Below are 17,458 nucleotides of genomic sequence, written 5' to 3' on the forward strand. Positions count from 1 at the left end.
CGGGGGAGGGGACGTGGAGCGCGAGCGTGGCGACTGGAGCCGCCGGCTCCTGGACGGCCTCATCGCCCTGGCCCTGCTGGTGATCGGGCTGGCCGGCACCGCGCCGGCCGGCCTCAACCAGGGCGTGGGCACCGGCCGGGCCACCTACCCGCTGGTCGCCGTGGCCGCGCTCGCGGTGGCCGTGCGCCGGCGCTGGCCGCTGGTCACCCTGGCGGTGGCCACCGCGGCGAGCACCGCCTACCTGGTGCTCGGCTACCCGTACGGCCCGATCCTGTTGTCGTTCCTCGTCGCGGTCTACACCACGGCCGCGTACCGGCCGGTGCGGGTCGCGGCGGTGGCCAACGGCGTGGCGCTGCTCGTTCTGCTCACGCACGTCTTCGTCGGGGTGCGCCCGCCCGGCCTGGTCGGGCTGATGCCGGCCGCCGCCTGGGTGGTGGTGCCCTTCGCCGTGGGGGTCACCGTGCGGCTCGGCCGGGACAACGCGGCGCGGAGCCGCACCGACGAGGCGCGCCGGCTGGCCGACGCCGAGCGGCTGCGGGTGGCCCGGGAGGTGCACGACGTGGTCGGGCACGGGCTCGCCGCCATCCACCTCCAGGCCGAGATCGCCCTGCACCTGCTGGCCCGCAAGCCCGAGCAGGCCGAGGCGGCGCTCACCGCGATCAGCCGGACCAGCAAGGAGGCGCTCGACGAGTTGCGGGTGACGCTGACCGTGGTCCGCCGCGACGAGGCCGCCGACGAGCGCGCCCCCGCGCCCGGGCTGGCCCAGCTCCCGCAGTTGCGCGAGCGGCTGGCCGGCGCCGGGCTCCCGGTCACCGTCGAGGTGGCCGGGGCGCCGCGCCCGCTCCCGGTCGCGGTGGACCTGGCCGCGTACCGGGTGGTGCAGGAGGCGCTGACCAACGTGCTGCGGCACGCCGGCCCGGCCACCGCCACGGTCTCGCTCCGGTACGCGCCCACCGAGGTGGCCGTGGAGGTCACCGACACCGGCCGCGGCCCGGCCGCCTCGACGGACCGGCCCGGCTACGGGCTGGCCGGCATGCGCGAGCGGGTCACCGCGCTGGGCGGGTCGTTCACCGCCGGCCCCGCCTCCGCCGGAGGCTTCCGGGTGTCCGCCACACTGCCCGTGGAGGAGGTCACATGATCCGGGTGCTGCTCGCCGACGACCAGGACCTGGTCCGGATCGGGCTGCGTGCCCTGGTGGAGAGCGAGGACGACCTCACCGTGGTCGGTGAGGCCGCCGACGGGCTCGCCGCCGTCGAGGCGGCCCGCCGGGAACGCCCCGACGTGGTGCTGATGGACGTCCGGATGCCCGGCGTCGACGGCATCGAGGCGACCCGCCGGATCGTCGCCGACCCCGCGCTCGCCGGCACCCGGGTGGTCGTGCTGACCACCTTCGAACTGGACGAGTACGTCTTCGACGCGCTCCGGCACGGGGCCAGCGGCTTCCTGACCAAGGACACCCGCCCGGCCGAGCTGCTGCGGGCGATCCGGCTGGTCGCCGACGGGGAGGCACTGCTCTCCCCGTCGGTGACCCGGCGGGTGGTCCGGGAGTTCGCCACCCGGCCGGCCCGGGTGCCCCGCCCGCACCCCCGACTCGGCACCCTCACCGACCGGGAACGCGAGGTGGTGGGGCTGGTCGGCGAGGGGCTGAGCAACGTCGAGATCGCCGAGCGGCTGGTGGTCAGTCCGGCGACCGCCCGGACCCATGTCAGCCGGGCCATGGTCAAGCTGGGCGCCCGGGACCGCGCCCAGCTGGTGGTCTTCGCCTACCAGTCCGGCCTGGTCGCCTCCTGACCGTCCGGGGCGGCGGGGGCGGGCCTGGGCCGGAGGCGCGGGTGCGGGCGGCGGGCTACCCTAGCGGTGGGCTGGACACCTGCCCGGCCGCCCTGTGCCCGCCGAAAACGACAAACGGGATGTTCGCGTGTTTGACACCTTGAGTGACCGCCTGTCCGGGATCTTCACCAAGCTCCGCGGCAAGGGTCGGCTCACCGACGCCGACATCGACGCCACCGCGCGCGAGATCCGCCTCGCGCTGCTGGAGGCGGACGTCGCGCTGCCGGTGGTCAAGGGCTTCATCGCGAACGTCAAGGAGCGGGCGCGCGGCGCCGAGGTCTCGCAGGCGCTCAACCCCGCCCAGCAGATCATCAAGATCGTCAACGACGAGCTGGTCAACGTGCTCGGTGGCGAGGGGCGGCGGCTCCAGTTCGCCAAGCAGCCGCCGACCGTGATCATGCTGGCCGGTCTCCAGGGTTCCGGCAAGACCACCCTCGCCGGCAAGCTGGCCCGCTGGCTGAAGGCCCAGGGGCACCAGCCGCTGCTCGTCGCCGCCGACCTCCAGCGCCCCAACGCCGTCGGGCAGCTCCAGGTGCTCGGTGGCCGCGCCGGCGTCGAGGTGTACGCCCCCGAGCCCGGCAACGGCGTCGGCGACCCGGTGCAGGTCGCCCGCGCCTCGATCGAGCACGCGAAGCGGGCGGCCCGGGACATCGTCATCGTCGACACCGCCGGCCGGCTGGGCATCGACGCCGAGATGATGCAGCAGGCCGCCGACATCCGTGACGCCGTCGACCCCGAAGAGGTCATCTTCGTCATCGACGCCATGGTCGGTCAGGACGCCGTGCGCACCGCCGAGGCGTTCCGCGACGGGGTCGGCATCACCGGCGTGGTCCTCTCCAAGCTCGACGGCGACGCCCGCGGCGGCGCCGCGCTGTCGGTTCGGGAGGTCACCGGGCAGCCGATCCTGTTCGCCTCCACCGGCGAGAAGCTGGAGGACTTCGACGTCTTCCACCCCGACCGGATGGCCAGCCGGATCCTGGGCATGGGCGACGTCCTCACTCTGATCGAGCAGGCCGAGCAGGCCTTCGACGCCGATCAGAAGGAGAAGATGACCGCCAAGCTGATGGGCGGCGAGCAGTTCACCCTGGAGGACTTCCTCGACCAGCTCATCGCGGTCCGCCGGATGGGCCCGATCGCCAACGTGCTGGCCATGATGCCGGGCATGGGGCAGATGAAGGACCAGCTCGCGGAGCTGGACGACAAGCACTTCGACCGGGTCACCGCGATCATCCGGTCGATGACGCCGGGCGAGCGCACCAACCCGAAGATCATCAACGGCTCCCGCCGGGCCCGCATCGCCAACGGCTCCGGCGTCACCGTGATGGACGTCAACCAGCTGCTCAACCGCTTCGCCGACGCGCAGAAGATGATGAAGCAGATGGGCGGCATGATGGGCCTGCCCGGCGGCGGCCGGCGCAAGGCGACCAAGTCGCCGAAGAACAAGCGCAAGGGCACCAAGGGCGGCGGTCGGCCGCGCGCCGGGGCGGGCGCCGGCCTGCCGGGCGGCTTCCCGGGCGGCATGCCGCAGCTCCCGCCGGGGATGGACCCGAACGACCTGGCCGCCGGCCAGGGCCTGCCCCCGGGCTTCAAGCTTCCGAAGATCGACTTCAACAAGCTCGGCAAGGGCGGCGACGGCCGGCCCCGCTGAGGCGTGTCGTTGGCGGCGGGTGACGTCATCCTTGCTTAGGGTGATGTCGCCCCTGGAAGGAGGAGTCATGACCGTGGCACCCATCCTGCCCGAGCGGTCGGAGTGGACGGTTGACGACCTCGGTGACCTGCCGAAGGACCTTCCGTACGAGTTGGTCAACGGAAGGTTGATCGTGCCGTCCCCCACCGCCGTGCACCAGGACCTGTGCGTCGAGCTGCTGCTCGCACTCCGGGTCAACTGCCCCGCCGACTACCTGGTCAGCATCGACCTGTCGATGCGGATCGACCGCCGCAACGAGCCCCGCCCCGACGTGGTCGCGATCCGCCGCGAACACGCCGACCGGTCGCCCGTCCCCGTCGAGGACGCCCTGCTGGCCGTCGAGGTCCTCTCGCCGACCTCCACGTTCCGCGACCTCTACGACAAGGCGAAGGTCTACGCGCACGCCGGGGTGCGGACGTACTGGGTGGTCGACCCGCTGCACGAGCGGATGACCCTGACGGAATACACGCTCGGCCCCACCGGCGAGTACGAGGTGGTGACCCACACCGAGGACCTCTTCGTCACCGAGCGACCCTGGAAGGTCTCCGTCGACCTGCCCGCGCTTACGACGCGGCGGGCCGGGCTGCTCGCGCGCGACGGCGACTGACCGCACCATCCACACGGGCGGGGCCCGGCCGTGACCGGCCGGGCCCCGCTTCCGTGCCACCGGCCAGGACACCAGGCCCGGCCGGGCCTCACGGCGGGGCGAGAGCGCCGATGCCCGGGTCACCCCGGCGGCCTGTCGCCCGCTGGGGACGGCCCGGCCGGGACCGGCCCACGCCGACCGGGAAGAATGGCCGCAGACCGCTCTTTCGCCCACAGACCGGAGGACGCATGGCCTGGCACGTACGCGGCGTGCTGCTGCCCGACGACGAGGTCCGGGACCTCTGGTTGGTCGGCGACCGGGTCACCTTCGAACCGGTGCCCGGCGCGGAGACGATCGTCGACGGCGGCTTCGTGCTGCCCGGCCTGATCGATGCGCACTGCCACATCGGCATCGCCCGGGGCGGGGCGCCGATCACCTCCCTCGACCAGGCCCGCGAGCTGGCCCGCACCGACGTCGACGCCGGGGTGCTCGCCATCCGCGACGCCGGCTCGCCGTACCCGTACCCGGAACTCGACGACGAGCCGGAGCTGCCGCGCCTGGCCCGCGCCGGCCGGCACGTCGCGCCGCCGAAGCGCTACCTGCGCGACATCGGGGTGGAGGTCGGCGCGGCGGAGGTCGCCGACACGGTCGCCGCGCAGGCGGCCGCCGGCAACGGCTGGGTCAAGCTGGTCGGCGACTGGATCGACCGGGGCGTGGGGGACCTGGCGCCGTCCTGGGACGCCGACACGATGGCCGCGGCCGTCGCGGCCGCGCACGCCGCTGGGGTACGCGCCGCGGTGCACACCTTCAGCGAGTCGGCCGTGGAGATCATGGTGCGGGCCGGAGTGGACTCGGTCGAGCACGGCACGGGCCTGAGCCTCGACCTGATCGACCTGATGGCCCGGCAGGGCACCGCCCTGGTCCCCACGATGATCAACATCCGCACCTTCGGCGGGATCGCCGAGCAGGCCCGGCCCAAGTTCCCCGGGTACGCCGACCACATGCTCGCCCTGCGCGACCGCTTCCCCGAGGTGGTGCGAGCCGCGTACGAGGCGGGGGTGCCGATCTACGTGGGCACGGACGCGGGCGGCGGCATCGACCACGGCCTGGCTGCCGAGGAGATGCTGCTGCTGCACGAGCAGGCCGGCATGTCGGCGGTGGACGTCCTCGCCGCCGCGTCCTGGCGGGGCCGCGAGTGGCTGGGCTTTCCCGGCCTGGTCGAGGGCGGTCTGGCGGACCTCGTCGTCTATCCCGAGGACCCGCGCGCCGACCTGCGCGCCGTGCGCAGCCCCGCCCGCATCGTGCTGCGCGGTCGCGTCGTCCGCTGACCTGCCGTGCCGACCGCCGGCGAGCCGGCGGTGGGCGCCCCCGCTCCGGTGCCGTGCCGGTCAGCCGGTGTGGGCGCCCCGGGTGACCGCGTGCAGGAGCAGGTACACCGCCAGGTCGGCGAGGTCGGCGGCGGTCTGTGCGACCGGGGCACCGGGCAGGACGATGTGGCTGATCACCAACCGGACGACCGAGTCCGTGGCGAAGGCGACCGCGGCCCGGTCGGCGCCCGGCAGCACGCCGTCGGCCCACTCCAGGAGCGCCTCGGTGGCCTCGGTCAGGACCAGGTCCGACCGGGTGGTCAGGTAGGGCAGCAGCTCGTCGGAGCCGCCCCCGGTGCTGGTCAGGACGGCCTTGATCAACGGGTCGCCGGCCGCCTGCGTGAGGGTGTGCGAGATGGTGGCGTGCGCGGCCGCCCGGACGTCGTCGCCGTGTGCGCGCAGGAGGGCGCGCACGTCGCCGACGAACCGGTCGACCTCCCGCCGGGCGAGCGCCTCGGCCAGCCCCGCCTTGCTGCCGAACTCGTTGTAGACCGTCTGCCGGCTGACCCCGGCCGCCCGTGCGACGGCACCCATCCGGACGGCGTCCCAACCGCTCGCGACCGTCAGCGCCCGGGCGGCGTCGACGATTGCGTCCCTGGACCGGCTGCCGTTGTTCACGCTGCCATGGTGGCGTACGCCCCCGGCCCGCCGCACCCGGCCGTCCCGGCAGCTGACGACGACACCGCGCCCGATCGCGCCGTCCGGATGGCCGACGCATAGGATGTGCGGTCATGGCACGCGTGCTCACTCCCCGTGCGGAGGACTTTCCCCGCTGGTACCAGGACCTGATCGCCAAGGCGAAGCTGGCCGACAACGGCCCGGTCCGGGGGACCATGGTCATCCGGCCGGCCGGCTACGCCATCTGGGAGCGAATGCAGGCCGAGATGGACGCCCGGATCAAGGCGGCGGGCGCGGAGAACGCGTACTTCCCGCTCTTCATCCCGGAGAGCTACCTCAAGCGCGAGGCCGAGCACGTCGAGGGCTTCTCGCCGGAGCTCGCGGTGGTCACCCACGGCGGCGGCAAGCAGCTCGCCGAGCCGGTCGTGGTGCGCCCCACCAGCGAGACCGTCATCGGCGAGTTCATGGCCAAGTGGATCGACTCCTACCGGGACCTGCCGCTGCTGCTCAACCAGTGGGCCAACGTGGTCCGCTGGGAGCTGCGCCCCCGGGTCTTCCTGCGCACCAGCGAGTTCCTGTGGCAGGAGGGGCACACCGCCCACGCCACCCGCTCCGACGCGCGGGCCTACGCCCGCAGGATCCTGCACGAGGCGTACGAGGACCTGATGGTCAACGTGCTCGCCATCCCGGTGGTCGTCGGCCTGAAGACGGCCCGCGAGCGCTTCGCCGGCGCGACCGCCACCTACACCTGCGAAGGCATGATGGGTGACGGCAAGGCCCTCCAGCTCGGCACCAGCCACGAGCTGGGGCAGAACTTCGCCAAGGCGTTCGACATCAGCTACTCGTCGGCCGAGGGCGGCCGGGAGCACGCCTGGACGACCTCCTGGGGCACCTCGACCCGGATGCTCGGCGGCCTGATCATGTGCCACGGCGACGACAACGGCCTGCGGGTGCCGCCGAAGCTGGCGCCGGTGCAGGCGTACGTCATGGTGGTCAAGGACGGCGAGGGCGTCGGAGAGGCGGCGACCAAGTTGCGCGACGCGCTGCGCGACGCCGGCGTCCGGGTCGCGCTCGACGACCGCACCGACACCCCGTTCGGCCGCCGGGCCGTCGACGCCGAGCTGCGCGGCTATCCGGTACGCGTCGAGGTCGGCCCCCGCGACCTGGCCGCCGGCAACGCCGTCGTGGTCCGGCGCACCGACGGCTCGAAGTCCCCGACGGCCGTGGCCGACGTGGTCACCACCGTGCTGGCCGCCCTCGACGCCGACCAGCAGGCGCTGCACGACCAGGCCCTGGCGCACCGCCAGTCCCGCACCGTCGAGGTGTCGACGCTGGCCGAGGCGATCGAGGCGGCCGCCACCGGCTGGGCCCGGGTGCCGTGGTCGGCGGTCGGCGTCCAGGGCGAGGCGGAGGCCAACGGGCAGGGCGTCACCGTGCGCTGCCTGGTGCGCGCCGACGGCTCCGTGCCCGACTCCGAGGACGAGCCGGACCTCGTCGCCATCCTGGCCCGCGCCTACTGAGCGCGGTGTAAGGAAGGGGCCCTTCCTAACGCCTGAGGTAGAGGAAGGGGCCCTTCCTTACACCCAAAGCGGGTGGGCGGGCAGCGGTAGGGTCGGGGCGTGAGATTCGAACCGGGGCGGCTGATCGTGCACCGCAACGTGCGGCGGGGCCGGATCGGCTGGGTGCGTACCGCCCGGGTGGTCAGCGACGACGACCGGGGCCTGGTGCTCTGGGTGGCCCGGAACTCCCCGGTGGCGAGCGAGGTCACCGAGGCCGGGCTGGGCATGCGGGCGGTGCCGTTCGCCGAGTGGGTCGCCTCGTTTTACCGCCTGGCCGCCGGCCGGTGGAACGGCCCGCCCGTGCTGAAGTTCCTGCCCGCCGGGGCGAGCCACTCGGTGTGGTGGTTCCGCGACGCGCACGACCGCTTCGCCGCCTGGTACGTCAACCTGGAGGAGCCCGGGGTGCGCTGGGACGACGGCGCGCTCGCCGGGGTCGACATGGTGGACCAGGACCTCGACGTGGTCGTCCGGCCGGACCTGGGCTGGGAGTGGAAGGACGAGGACGAGTTCGTCGAGCGGCTCGCCTTCCCCGCGCACTACTGGGTCGCCGACCCCGACGCCGTCCGGGCCGAGGGCAAGCGGGTGATCGCGCTGGCCGAGGCGGGGGAGTTTCCGTTCGACGGCACTTGGTGCGACTTCGTCCCGCCGCCGGAGTGGACCACCCCGGACGAGCTTCCGCCCGGCTGGGACCGCGCCCCCGTGCGCTGACCCGGCAGGTGTGTTTTCGGTCACTTCCGTCGCTGCGCGGGTGGCCCCAGGCGGTCCGGTGTGAGAGATCCGGGCCCGATCTGGCAGAATGGCTGGCTGGTATCCGGCGTGTGTCCGGCGCCCTCTAACCCGGGCACCGCGCCAGTCCACCGAGCAGTCTCCGGCCCAAACCCCACTGTGCCGGTCGGCGCTCACCCGTGCACCGCCCTCGTCAGGGCTGGTGAGATCGCAACAGGAGCGAAACAACTGTGGCCGTAAAGATCCGGCTCCTGCGGATGGGCAAGATCCGCAACCCGCAGTACCGCATCGTCGTCGCCGACTCGCGCACCAAGCGCGACGGCCGGGCGATCGAGTTCGTCGGGGTCTACCAGCCGAAGGAAGACCCTTCGGTGATCGAGGTCAAGTCGGAGCGGGTCCAGTACTGGCTGTCCGTCGGCGCCCAGCCGAGCGAGGCGGTGCAGCGGCTGCTGGAGCTGACCGGTGACTGGCAGAAGTTCAAGGGCCTGCCGGCCCCGCCGCCGCTGAAGGTCGCCGCGGAGCGGGTCGACCGCACCGCCGCGTACGAGGCCGAGGCGAAGGCCGCCGCCGGGCTGGCCGAGACCCCGGCCAAGCCGGCCAAGAAGGCCGCCAAGGCCGAGGCCCCGGCCGAGGCGCCGAAGACCGAGGCTCCGGCCGAGGCCCCGGCTGCCGCTGCCGACGCCGGTGAGCAGGCCTGACATGCCTCTGCGTCCGGCGTTGGAGCACCTGGTCAAGGGCATCGTCGACCACCCCGATGACGTGCGCGTCCGGATGGTCGACTCCCGTCGGGGCAAGCGGCTGGAAGTCCGCGTGCACCCGGAGGACCTCGGCACGGTGATCGGGCGGTCCGGCCGGACCGCCAAGGCGCTGCGCCAGGTGATCGGCTCCATCGGCGGGCGCGGCGTACGCGTCGACATCGTCGACTCGTACTGATGCTGCTCATCGTCGGCAGGATCGGCAAGCCGCACGGGATCCGCGGTGAGGTCACCGTGGAGGTGCGGACCGACGAGCCCGAGGCGCGCTTCGCTCCCGGTTCGGTACTCCGTACCGTGCCGGGAGCGGCGCCGCCGCAGCAGGCCGCGCCCGAGCACGGGGAGCCGTTCCGGGTCCCCGCCGAGCTGACCGTGGAATCCGCCCGCTCGCACCAGGGGCGGCTGCTGGTGGCGTTCGAGGGCGTGCTGGACCGGGACGTCGCCGAGGCGCTGCGCGGCACCCTCGTCGCGGTCGACAGCGCCGACGTCGCCCCACCGGAGGACCCGGAGGAGTTCCACGATCACCAGCTCGTCGGGCTGGCCGTGGTCACCCCGGGCGGCGAGCGGCTGGGCGAGGTGGACCGGATCGACCACGCCCCCGCCTCCGACCTGCTGGTGCTGCGCCGCCCCGAGGGCCGCACCGCGCTCATCCCGTTCGTCAAGGCGATCGTCCCCGAGGTTGACCTCGCCGGCGGTCGCGTCGTCGTCGACCCGCCGGCCGGTCTGCTCGACCTGTAGAGCCGCTGGAGCACCCCCGCATGCGCGTCGACATCGTGTCGATCTTCCCGGAGTACTTCGCCCCGCTGGACCTGTCGCTGATCGGCAGGGCGCGGGCGAACGGCACGCTGCGGCTGGCCGTACACGACCTGCGGAGCTGGACCCACGACGTGCACCGCACGGTCGACGACACGCCGTACGGCGGCGGGCCCGGCATGGTGATGCGGCCGGAGCCGTGGGGCGAGGCGCTCGACGCCCTGGCCCCGGCGGAGGTGGCCCCGCCCCGGCTGGTGGTGCCCGCGCCGACGGGTGCCCCCTTCACCCAGGCGATGGCGCACGAGCTGGCGGCCGAGCCGCACCTGCTCTTCGCCTGCGGCCGGTACGAGGGCATCGACCAGCGGGTGCTCGACCACGCCGCCACCCGGATGCCGGTGAGCGAGGTCTCCCTCGGCGACTACGTCCTCTTCGGCGGGGAGGTGGCCGTCCTGGTGATCCTGGAGGCGGTCACCCGGCTGCTGCCCGGGGTGCTCGGCAACGCGGGCTCGCTGGACGAGGAGTCGCACGCCCACGGGCTGCTGGAGGCCCCCATGTACACCAAGCCGGCGACCTGGCGCGGGCTGGAGGTGCCGGAGGTGCTCCGCTCCGGCGACCATGGGCGGATCGCCCGCTGGCGGCGGGACCAGGCGCTGACCCGCACCGCCCGGCGCCGCCCGGACATGCTCGCCGCGCTCGACCCGGAGCGCCTGGACAAACGGGACATCGCCGCGCTGGACGGGGCCGGATTTCAGGTGCCCCCGGGGGATGTGGCAAAGTAGGGGGGTTGCCGCAACCGGCCGCGCCGCGGACGGCTGCGAGGATCCTCGACCGAGGTCGGGCCACCGACCACACCCGGGGATCAGAATCACCCACCCGCGCGCCGATTGACGGTGCGCCGTGAGCCTCACGAGGACGCAGCGATGAACATCCTGGACGCCCTTGACGCCCAGTCGAAGCGGACCGACCTCCCCGACTTCCGTGCCGGTGACACCGTCAAGGTGCACGCCCGGGTCGTCGAGGGCAACCGGTCCCGTGTCCAGATCTTCCAGGGCGTCGTCATCCGCCGCCAGGGTGACGGTCTGCGCGAGACCTTCTCGGTCCGCAAGATCAGCTTCGGTGTCGGTGTCGAGCGCACCTACCCGATCAACAGCCCGGCCATCGACCGGATCGAGGTCGTGACCCGCGGTGACGTGCGTCGCGCCAAGCTCTACTACCTGCGCGAGCTGCGGGGCAAGAAGGCCAAGATCAAGGAGAAGCGCGAGAAGCAGCCGAGCTGACCTCACGCTCGCCACGCCGCCCGAGCTGCGCGTGTCGTCCCGACCGGACCGCACTACCCTGGTCGTACGGGCGCAGCCGGGCGACGTCCCGCCACGAGGGCGGGAGCGACGTCCACTACCGCCCGGGGGGCCTCGACGAGGCTCCCGGGCGGTAGTTGTCATATCTGCTGACCGGGGAGTGGCGTGGTGCAGACGCTGGACGAGGACGGCGCCGTCGACCCGTGGCGCCGCCGGGCGCGACGTCCCCGCCGCCAGATGCCGCTCTGGCAGGAGCTGCCGCTGCTGCTGGTCGTCGCGTTCTGCCTCGCGGTGCTGATCCGCACCTTCCTGCTCCAGGCGTTCTTCATCCCCTCCGGCTCGATGGAAGACACGCTCCTCGTCGGCGACCGGGTCCTGGTCAACAAGGTCGTCTACGACGTACGCGACCCGGTGCGGGGCGAGGTGGTCGTCTTCCGAGGCACCGACCGGTGGGCCCCGCAGGTCGACAAGCAGCCGGAGCCCGGGTTCGTGGGCAAGGTCGGCCGGACGGTCGGCGACCTGATCGGCGTCAGCCGCCCCGGCGAGAAGGACTTCATCAAGCGGGTCATCGCGCTGCCCGGTGACCGCGTCAAGTGCTGCGACGCCCAGGGCCGGGTGCTGGTCAACGGCACGCCGCTCGACGAGTCGTCGTACGTCATCCGGGACTCGCCGCTCGACATCCCGCCGAACCCCCGCGAGTGCCGGTCCCGGCGCTTCGAGGAGGTCGTGGTCCCGCCCGGGCAGATCTTCGTGATGGGCGACCACCGGCTGGTCTCCCAGGACGCCCGCTGCCAGGGGCCGGTGCCGATCGACAACGTGGTGGGCCGCGCCTTCGCGGTGGTCTGGCCCTCGTCACGGTGGAGCACGCTGTCGGTGCCGGCCACCTTCGACGACGTCGCCGATCCGCCCGCCGCCGCCACCGGGGCCCCGCCCCCGGTGCGTCCCACCCCGGGCGGTGGGGTGGTGCTCCTCGTCCCGTTCGTGGCCGCGCTGGCCGTTCTCGCGCGTTCCGGACGGTGGCGCCCAGCCGGGCAACGTAGGCTCCATCCGTGATTGACGAGCAGACCGACAAGCCCCGCAGTTCCTTCTGGAAGGAGCTGCCCATCCTCCTGGGCGTGGCGATCCTGGTCGCGGTGCTGGTGCGAGCCTTCGTGCTGCAGACCTTCTTCATCCCCTCCCCGTCCATGGAGAACACCCTCCAGATCGACGATCGGGTGCTGGTCAACAAGCTGGTCTACGACTTCCGGTCGCCGCGCCGGGGCGAGGTGATCGTCTTCAAGGCTCCCCTGGAGTGGAGCAGCAACCCCGACGGCGAGGACTTCATCAAGCGGGTCATCGGAGTCGGCGGCGACCACGTGGTCTGCTGCGACCCGCAGGAGCGGCTGGTGATCAACGGCAAGCCGCTGGACGAGCCGTACATCTACCCGGGGGACAAGACCGCCGAGGAGTTCGACATCACCGTCCCGGAGGGACGGCTCTGGGTGATGGGCGACCACCGCGAGGCGTCCGGCGACTCGCTGGAGCACTGGCAGCAGTCCGGGCAGGACATCACGACGGCCACCATCCCCGAGGACGAGGTCGTCGGGCGGGCGTTCACCGTCTTCTGGCCGGTCAACCGGGCCACCTGGCTGAGTGTCCCGAAGGGGTTCGAGGGCATTCCCGAGCCGTAGGGGCCGCCGGGCGTGGGCGTTGTCGGCGGCGTCTGGCAGGCTGGTGCGGTGACCGACTACACCCCGCGGCGTGCGGCCCGCGTCCTGCTCGTCGACGCGGCGGGTCGGGTGCTGCTCTTCAGCGGCTCCGACCCGGCCCGTCCCGAGCACGGCCGCTGGTGGTTCACCCCCGGTGGCGGTCTGGACCCCGGCGAGACGTACGCCGAGGGCGCCGCGCGGGAGTTGGCCGAGGAGACGGGGCTGCGGCTGCCGGCCTCGGCGTTCGGCGCGCCGGTGCACCGCGACGTCACGGAGTTCCCGTTCGACGGCGTGTGGTACCGGCAGGAGCAGGAGTTCTTCCTGGTGCGGGTGGCGGATCACGAGGTCGACACCGCCGGCTTCAGCGAGATCGAGCGGGCCAGCGTCGCCGCCCACCGGTGGTGGCCGCTGGCCGAGCTGGCCGCCACCGACGAGCGCTACTACCCGCCGGACCTGCCGGCGGTGCTGAGCCGGGCGCTGGCCGACGGAGGTGTGCCGTGCTGACGCCGCCGCGCACGGTGGTACGCCGCGAGGGCGGGCTCTACGCGCTGGAGCGGGCGTTGCAGCGGCGCGGCTTCCGGCACGTCGCCGGGGCCGACGAGGCAGGCCGCGGCGCCTGCGCCGGCCCGCTGGTCGCCGCCGCCGCGATCCTGCCCGAGGGGCGCCGGGGCGAGATCGACGGGCTGGCCGACTCGAAGCTGCTCACCCCGGCCAGCCGGGAGCGGGTCTACGACGAGGTCGTCGCCCGCGCCCTGGCGTACTCCGTGGTGGTCATCCCGGCGGAGGAGGTCGACGAGCGGGGCCTGCACGTGTGCAACCTGGCCGCGATGCGCCGCGCCCTCGCCTCGCTGGCCACCCGCCCGGAATACGTGCTGACCGACGGCTTCGGGGTGGACGGCCTCGACGTGCCGGGGCTGGCGGTGTGGAAGGGCGACCGGGTGGCCGCCTGCGTGGCGGCGGCCAGCGTGCTCGCCAAGGTGACCCGGGACCGGATCATGGTCGAGTTGGACGGGACGTTCCCCGGCTACGGGTTCGCCGAGCACAAGGGTTACATCACGCCGGAGCACAGCGCGGCGCTGCGGGAGCGGGGGCCGTGTCGGGAGCACCGGTTCTCGTACGTCAACGTGGCGGTGGTGTCCGGTCGGGACGGCGCCCCACCCAGGGCGCGTCGCCCGGTGGGCGCAAGGCCGGACGAGCCGATGGAGCGCTCCGGGCCGGCAGGGGGTACCGTCGGCGTGGCGTTGGGCGAGCAGCCTCGGCCTCCGGCGTCGGTGGGGGAAGATGTGGTCATGGAAGGCGGAGTGCGATGAGCGCGGAAGATCTCGAAAAGTACGAGACCGAGATGGAGCTGCAGCTCTACCGGGAGTACCGCGACATTGTCCGCCAGTTCTCCTACGTGGTGGAGACCGAGCGCCGGTTCTACCTGGCCAACCAGGTGGACCTGCACGTCCGCAACTCCGACGGCGAGGTTTACTTCGAGGTCGAGATGCACGACGCCTGGGTGTGGGACATGTACCGTCCCGCCCGGTTCGTGAAGAACGTCCGGGTGATGACCTTCAAGGATGTCAACGTCGAGGAGCTGGAGAAGCCCGACATCTCCCTCCCCGCCGACTCCGGCTTCGGCGGCTGACCCACCGCCCACGCCCCGCCCGGGGGCCGCGACCACCGGGCGCCCGGCCCGTCGGCGCCCCCACCCGCCACGGCAGCCCTCGCTCGTCCCGCACCCGCGCCCTGACGTGATCCCGGCGCGGTCCCTGCCGTCGGTCCGGTGGTCGCCGGGGCAGCACCACGACCTCGACCCGACGCCGGGCGAACTCGTCACTGACCTGGTCGTCCAGTGTGGCCGGTCTCAGTCGACGAACTCGAACATCGTCACCCCGGTCGGGAGTGGACGGGGCTCGCCCAGGAACCGGTGCACGCCCACGCCCACGCCGTCCGCCGGGCTGCTCACCGCCACCGGCGCGAAGCCCTCCTGGGCGAACCACCCACAGATGGTCGGCACGAGGTCGGTGCTGCGCCGGTGCCGGGTCCAGAACACCGTGCCGCCGGTCGCGCAGAGCGCCGCGCAGTGCCGCACCGTGGCGCGGATGTCCGCCTCGCTGACGTTGCCGAACACCCCGCAGACCAGCACCAGGTCGGCCGGAGCGAGATCCGTGTACGCGTCGGTGCGCGCCGCGTCGCCCACCACCACCTCCACCGCCGACAGGCCCGCCGCGCGGGCGGCGGACCGGGCCACCTCCGCGTTGCGGGGATCCATCTCCACCAACCGGGCCGTCACGTCGTCCCGGCGGGGGTGGGCCGCCAGCACGGGGATCAGGTCGCGTCCCTGCCCGGCGCAGAGGCTGACCGCCCGCAGCGGGCCGGGCGGGGCCGCGTCGAGCGCCTGCCCGACCCGCAGCCGCACCTCGGCGAGCCGGCGGGACAGCGCCGAGCCAGGGTCCTCGTAGTCGTCGTGCCAGGCGTACCAGTCCCGCGTCACCGGCCCAGCCTAGGCGTCGGCTCCGCCGGCCGGAGGATGCCCTCGTGGCGGTGGTGACGGGGGAAGAGCGCGTCGGTCGAGCCGGCACATAGCAGATTACGTCGGGGTTCCGGCGGCCGTCCACAGGAGACCCGTTGTCCACAGGGGCGGGCATCCGGGGTGGCGGGGCGGGACGCGCGCCGAGCAGGCTGCGCCCCATGCGACCAGCAACCCGTACCGGCGTCGCCGCGCTCTGCGCCGCCCTGCTGTCCCTCGGGCCGGCCGCCGTGCCCGCCACGGGGCCGGGTCCGGCGCCGGTCGGGGCGGCGGCGGCCGTGGCACCCGACCTTCCGCCGTCGCCCGAGGCCCCGACACCCGGGGCCGCGCGGTTCCGGTGGCCGCTCGACGGCGTGCCCCGCCCGGTCCGCCGGTTCGACCCGCCGCCGCAGCCGTGGCTGCCCGGCCACCGGGGCGTCGACCTGGCCGCCGCGCCGGGCGCCGCCGTGCGGTCCGCCGGTGCCGGCACGGTCCTCTTCGCCGGCCTGGTCGCCGGCCGCCCGGTCGTCAGCGTCGGGCACGCCGACGGACTACGCACCACCTACGAGCCGGTGTCACCGACGGTCCGCCCCGGCGCCCGGCTCACCGCCGGGGCGCCGCTGGGCGTGCTGCTCCCCGGCCACCCCGGCTGCCCCGCCCCGGCCTGCCTGCACTGGGGGTTGCGGCGCGGCACGGATTACCTCGACCCGCTGGCGCTGCTCGGCCTCGGCCCGGTGCGGCTGCTGCCGCTCGACGGCGCCGGCACCGACCCGCCGCCGGCAACCGGCGGACCGGGACAGCCGGTGTCGGGCGGGCGGCGGTGGGGCGGCGGTGGCTCAACGCTGGGCGAGCAGCGGGGGAAGCCGCACCGAGAGGCGCTCGTACTCGTCGGCGGTGTTGTAGACCTGCGCGCACAGCCGCAGCCAGCCCCGCCCGTTCCAGGCCATGACGGCCACCTCCGTGGCGAGCCGCTCGGCGATGCGTGCCCGCAATGCCCGCGCCGCGTCGAACGTGGCGCCCAGGCCCGCCGGCAGCGGGACGATCCGCATGGCGACCCCGGGCCCGCCGGGGTTCGGCAGGTCGGCGGGGGCCACCCCCAGCGCGTCCCCGACCACCCGCTGGCCGTACGCCACCAGCGCGGCGTTGTGCGCCCGTACCCGGTCGACGCCGAGGCTGCGCAGCGTGAACAAGCCCACTGGTGCGGCCAGCCAGCCGGTGTAGTCCTGCGTCGCCGCCCACTCGACCCGACCGGGGAACCCCGACTCCTGCTCCCACGAGACGACCAGCGGCTCGATGCGCTCCCGCCACGGCGGCGCGACCACCAGCACGGCGCTGCCGCGCGGCGCGTACGCCCACTTGTGCAGGTTGCCCACCCAGAAGTCGGCGCCGATGCCACCGACCGGGGTCGGCAGCATGCCCGGGGCGTGCGCGGCGTCGACCAGGACCGGTATCCCGTGCTCCCGGGCCACCCCGACGACGGCGGCGACCGGGAAGAGCCGGGCGGTGGCCGAGGTGAGCTGGTCCACCACGAGCAGCCGGGTCCGGCCGGGGCGCAGCCCCGCGCGGACGATCTCGACGACCTCCTCGTCGGTGGCGGCCAGCGGCACCCGCAGCGCCCGGGTGACCGCCCCCGTACGGCGGCACTCGCGGGCGATGGAGAGGCCGACCGCGCCGTAGCCGTGGTCGGTCGTGAGCACCTCGTCGCCGGGGCGCAGGCCGAGCGACTGGAGCACCACCGCCACGCCGGTGGTGGCATTCGGCACCAGGGCGGTGCCGTCCGGGTCGGCGCCCAGGAATCCGGCCAGATGACGGCGGGTGTGCGTGATCCGGTCGACCAGCCCCTGGGTGAAGAAGCGCAGCGGGTTGGCCTCCATCTCGTCGCGCAGCCGCTGTTGGGCCCGCTGCACCGGGACCGGGACCGCGCCGAACGAGCCGTGGTTGAGGTGGCTGACCGCCGGGTCCAGCGAGAAGAGCAGGCGGGCTGCCGCGATCGGCTCTGGCGGCTGCGGGACGCTCACCTGGTGATCGTAGCGGCCGGTGGATCTCCGGTCGGCGTTCCGCCGGGTGCCCGTGCCGGTCGACCCCGCTCGATCCCGCAGAATT

At 73.9% G+C, this 17,458-nt stretch carries 19 protein-coding genes and 2 pseudogenes; 18 read left to right on the forward strand and 3 right to left on the reverse strand.

Going from position 1 to position 17,458, the window contains the following annotated elements; genetic code table 11:
- The first annotated feature begins 13 nt into the window (after positions 1-13).
- The 5 genes from ACGFZ2_RS09125 to ACGFZ2_RS09145 all read left to right on the forward strand — a co-directional run bounded on the left by ACGFZ2_RS09125 (position 14) and on the right by ACGFZ2_RS09145 (position 5,431).
- Complete coding sequence (locus ACGFZ2_RS09125) at positions 14-1,138, forward strand: sensor histidine kinase (RefSeq protein WP_393266746.1); 1,125 nt, start codon at positions 14-16, stop codon at positions 1,136-1,138.
- Entirely contained in the window at positions 1,135-1,791 is a 657-nt protein-coding gene (locus ACGFZ2_RS09130) for a response regulator (protein ID WP_393266744.1), read from the forward strand. The genes ACGFZ2_RS09125 and ACGFZ2_RS09130 overlap by 4 nt, the downstream gene beginning before the upstream one ends.
- Before the next feature lie 127 nt (positions 1,792-1,918).
- Positions 1,919-3,478, forward strand: a complete 1,560-nt coding sequence (gene ffh / locus ACGFZ2_RS09135; protein WP_357695258.1) for a signal recognition particle protein — start codon at positions 1,919-1,921, stop codon at positions 3,476-3,478.
- 67 nt (positions 3,479-3,545) lie between these two features.
- Positions 3,546-4,124, forward strand: coding sequence for a Uma2 family endonuclease (locus ACGFZ2_RS09140; RefSeq protein WP_357695256.1), 579 nt, complete (start codon positions 3,546-3,548; stop codon positions 4,122-4,124).
- A 227-nt stretch (positions 4,125-4,351) separates the two neighbouring features.
- Positions 4,352-5,431: an amidohydrolase family protein gene (locus ACGFZ2_RS09145; protein ID WP_393451678.1), complete on the forward strand. Its 1,080-nt coding sequence runs from the start codon at positions 4,352-4,354 to the stop codon at positions 5,429-5,431.
- Positions 5,432-5,491: 60 nt separating this feature from the next.
- Here ACGFZ2_RS09145 and ACGFZ2_RS09150 read toward each other — a convergent pair whose 3' ends face one another.
- Entirely contained in the window at positions 5,492-6,088 is a 597-nt protein-coding gene (locus ACGFZ2_RS09150) for a TetR family transcriptional regulator (protein ID WP_357695252.1), read from the reverse strand.
- A 113-nt stretch (positions 6,089-6,201) separates the two neighbouring features.
- Between ACGFZ2_RS09150 and proS the strand changes: the two genes are divergently transcribed.
- The 12 genes and pseudogenes from proS (at position 6,202) to ACGFZ2_RS09210 (ending at position 14,491) form a co-directional block, all read left to right on the forward strand.
- Positions 6,202-7,608, forward strand: a complete 1,407-nt coding sequence (proS, locus tag ACGFZ2_RS09155) for a proline--tRNA ligase (protein ID WP_393266736.1) — start codon at positions 6,202-6,204, stop codon at positions 7,606-7,608.
- Between the two features lie 99 nt (positions 7,609-7,707).
- Positions 7,708-8,355, forward strand: a complete 648-nt coding sequence (locus ACGFZ2_RS09160) for a DUF402 domain-containing protein (protein ID WP_393451681.1) — start codon at positions 7,708-7,710, stop codon at positions 8,353-8,355.
- Positions 8,356-8,603: 248 nt separating this feature from the next.
- Entirely contained in the window at positions 8,604-9,071 is a 468-nt protein-coding gene (rpsP, locus tag ACGFZ2_RS09165) for a 30S ribosomal protein S16 (protein WP_393266730.1), read from the forward strand.
- Complete coding sequence (locus ACGFZ2_RS09170; protein ID WP_172862164.1) at positions 9,046-9,306, forward strand: RNA-binding protein; 261 nt, start codon at positions 9,046-9,048, stop codon at positions 9,304-9,306. The genes rpsP and ACGFZ2_RS09170 overlap by 26 nt, the downstream gene beginning before the upstream one ends.
- A gap of 2 nt (positions 9,307-9,308) precedes the next feature.
- A complete protein-coding gene (rimM, locus tag ACGFZ2_RS09175; protein ID WP_393267015.1) occupies positions 9,309-9,863 on the forward strand; it encodes a ribosome maturation factor RimM in 555 nt (184 codons plus the stop codon).
- A 20-nt stretch (positions 9,864-9,883) separates the two neighbouring features.
- Positions 9,884-10,657, forward strand: coding sequence for a tRNA (guanosine(37)-N1)-methyltransferase TrmD (trmD, locus tag ACGFZ2_RS09180; RefSeq protein ID WP_393451684.1), 774 nt, complete (start codon positions 9,884-9,886; stop codon positions 10,655-10,657).
- Positions 10,658-10,798: 141 nt separating this feature from the next.
- Positions 10,799-11,155: a 50S ribosomal protein L19 gene (gene rplS / locus ACGFZ2_RS09185; RefSeq protein WP_089001547.1), complete on the forward strand. Its 357-nt coding sequence runs from the start codon at positions 10,799-10,801 to the stop codon at positions 11,153-11,155.
- A 183-nt stretch (positions 11,156-11,338) separates the two neighbouring features.
- Positions 11,339-12,213: pseudogene (gene lepB, locus ACGFZ2_RS09190) on the forward strand (signal peptidase I).
- Between the two features lie 9 nt (positions 12,214-12,222).
- Positions 12,223-12,843 carry a signal peptidase I gene (gene lepB, locus ACGFZ2_RS09195; RefSeq protein ID WP_357453366.1) on the forward strand — a complete coding sequence of 207 codons (621 nt, stop codon included), beginning with the start codon at positions 12,223-12,225 and terminating at the stop codon, positions 12,841-12,843.
- Positions 12,844-12,891: 48 nt separating this feature from the next.
- Entirely contained in the window at positions 12,892-13,365 is a 474-nt protein-coding gene (locus tag ACGFZ2_RS09200) for an NUDIX hydrolase (RefSeq protein ID WP_393451687.1), read from the forward strand.
- Positions 13,359-14,171, forward strand: coding sequence for a ribonuclease HII (locus tag ACGFZ2_RS09205; RefSeq protein WP_393451690.1), 813 nt, complete (start codon positions 13,359-13,361; stop codon positions 14,169-14,171). Before ACGFZ2_RS09200 ends, ACGFZ2_RS09205 begins: the two co-directional genes overlap by 7 nt.
- A complete protein-coding gene (locus tag ACGFZ2_RS09210) occupies positions 14,168-14,491 on the forward strand; it encodes a DUF2469 domain-containing protein (RefSeq protein ID WP_007075222.1) in 324 nt (107 codons plus the stop codon). The genes ACGFZ2_RS09205 and ACGFZ2_RS09210 overlap by 4 nt, the downstream gene beginning before the upstream one ends.
- Positions 14,492-14,710: 219 nt before the next feature.
- Here ACGFZ2_RS09210 and ACGFZ2_RS09215 read toward each other — a convergent pair whose 3' ends face one another.
- The gene (locus ACGFZ2_RS09215; RefSeq protein WP_393451693.1) at positions 14,711-15,340 is read right to left on the reverse strand and encodes a class I SAM-dependent methyltransferase; all 630 of its coding nucleotides are present in this window, start codon (positions 15,338-15,340) and stop codon (positions 14,711-14,713) included.
- 197 nt (positions 15,341-15,537) lie between these two features.
- Between ACGFZ2_RS09215 and ACGFZ2_RS09220 the strand changes: the two are divergent.
- Positions 15,538-16,113 (forward strand): annotated as a pseudogene (locus tag ACGFZ2_RS09220) (murein hydrolase activator EnvC family protein); the annotation flags it as partial.
- Between the two features lie 78 nt (positions 16,114-16,191).
- Here the strand turns inward: ACGFZ2_RS09220 and ACGFZ2_RS09225 are convergent.
- Positions 16,192-17,373 (reverse strand): aminotransferase class V-fold PLP-dependent enzyme, encoded by a 1,182-nt coding sequence (locus ACGFZ2_RS09225; protein WP_393266720.1) that lies wholly within the window; start codon positions 17,371-17,373, stop codon positions 16,192-16,194.
- Positions 17,374-17,458 lie beyond the last annotated feature (85 nt).

Source organism: Micromonospora sp. NPDC048063, assembly GCF_043202855.1.
Classification (GTDB): Bacteria; Actinomycetota; Actinomycetes; order Mycobacteriales; family Micromonosporaceae; genus Micromonospora.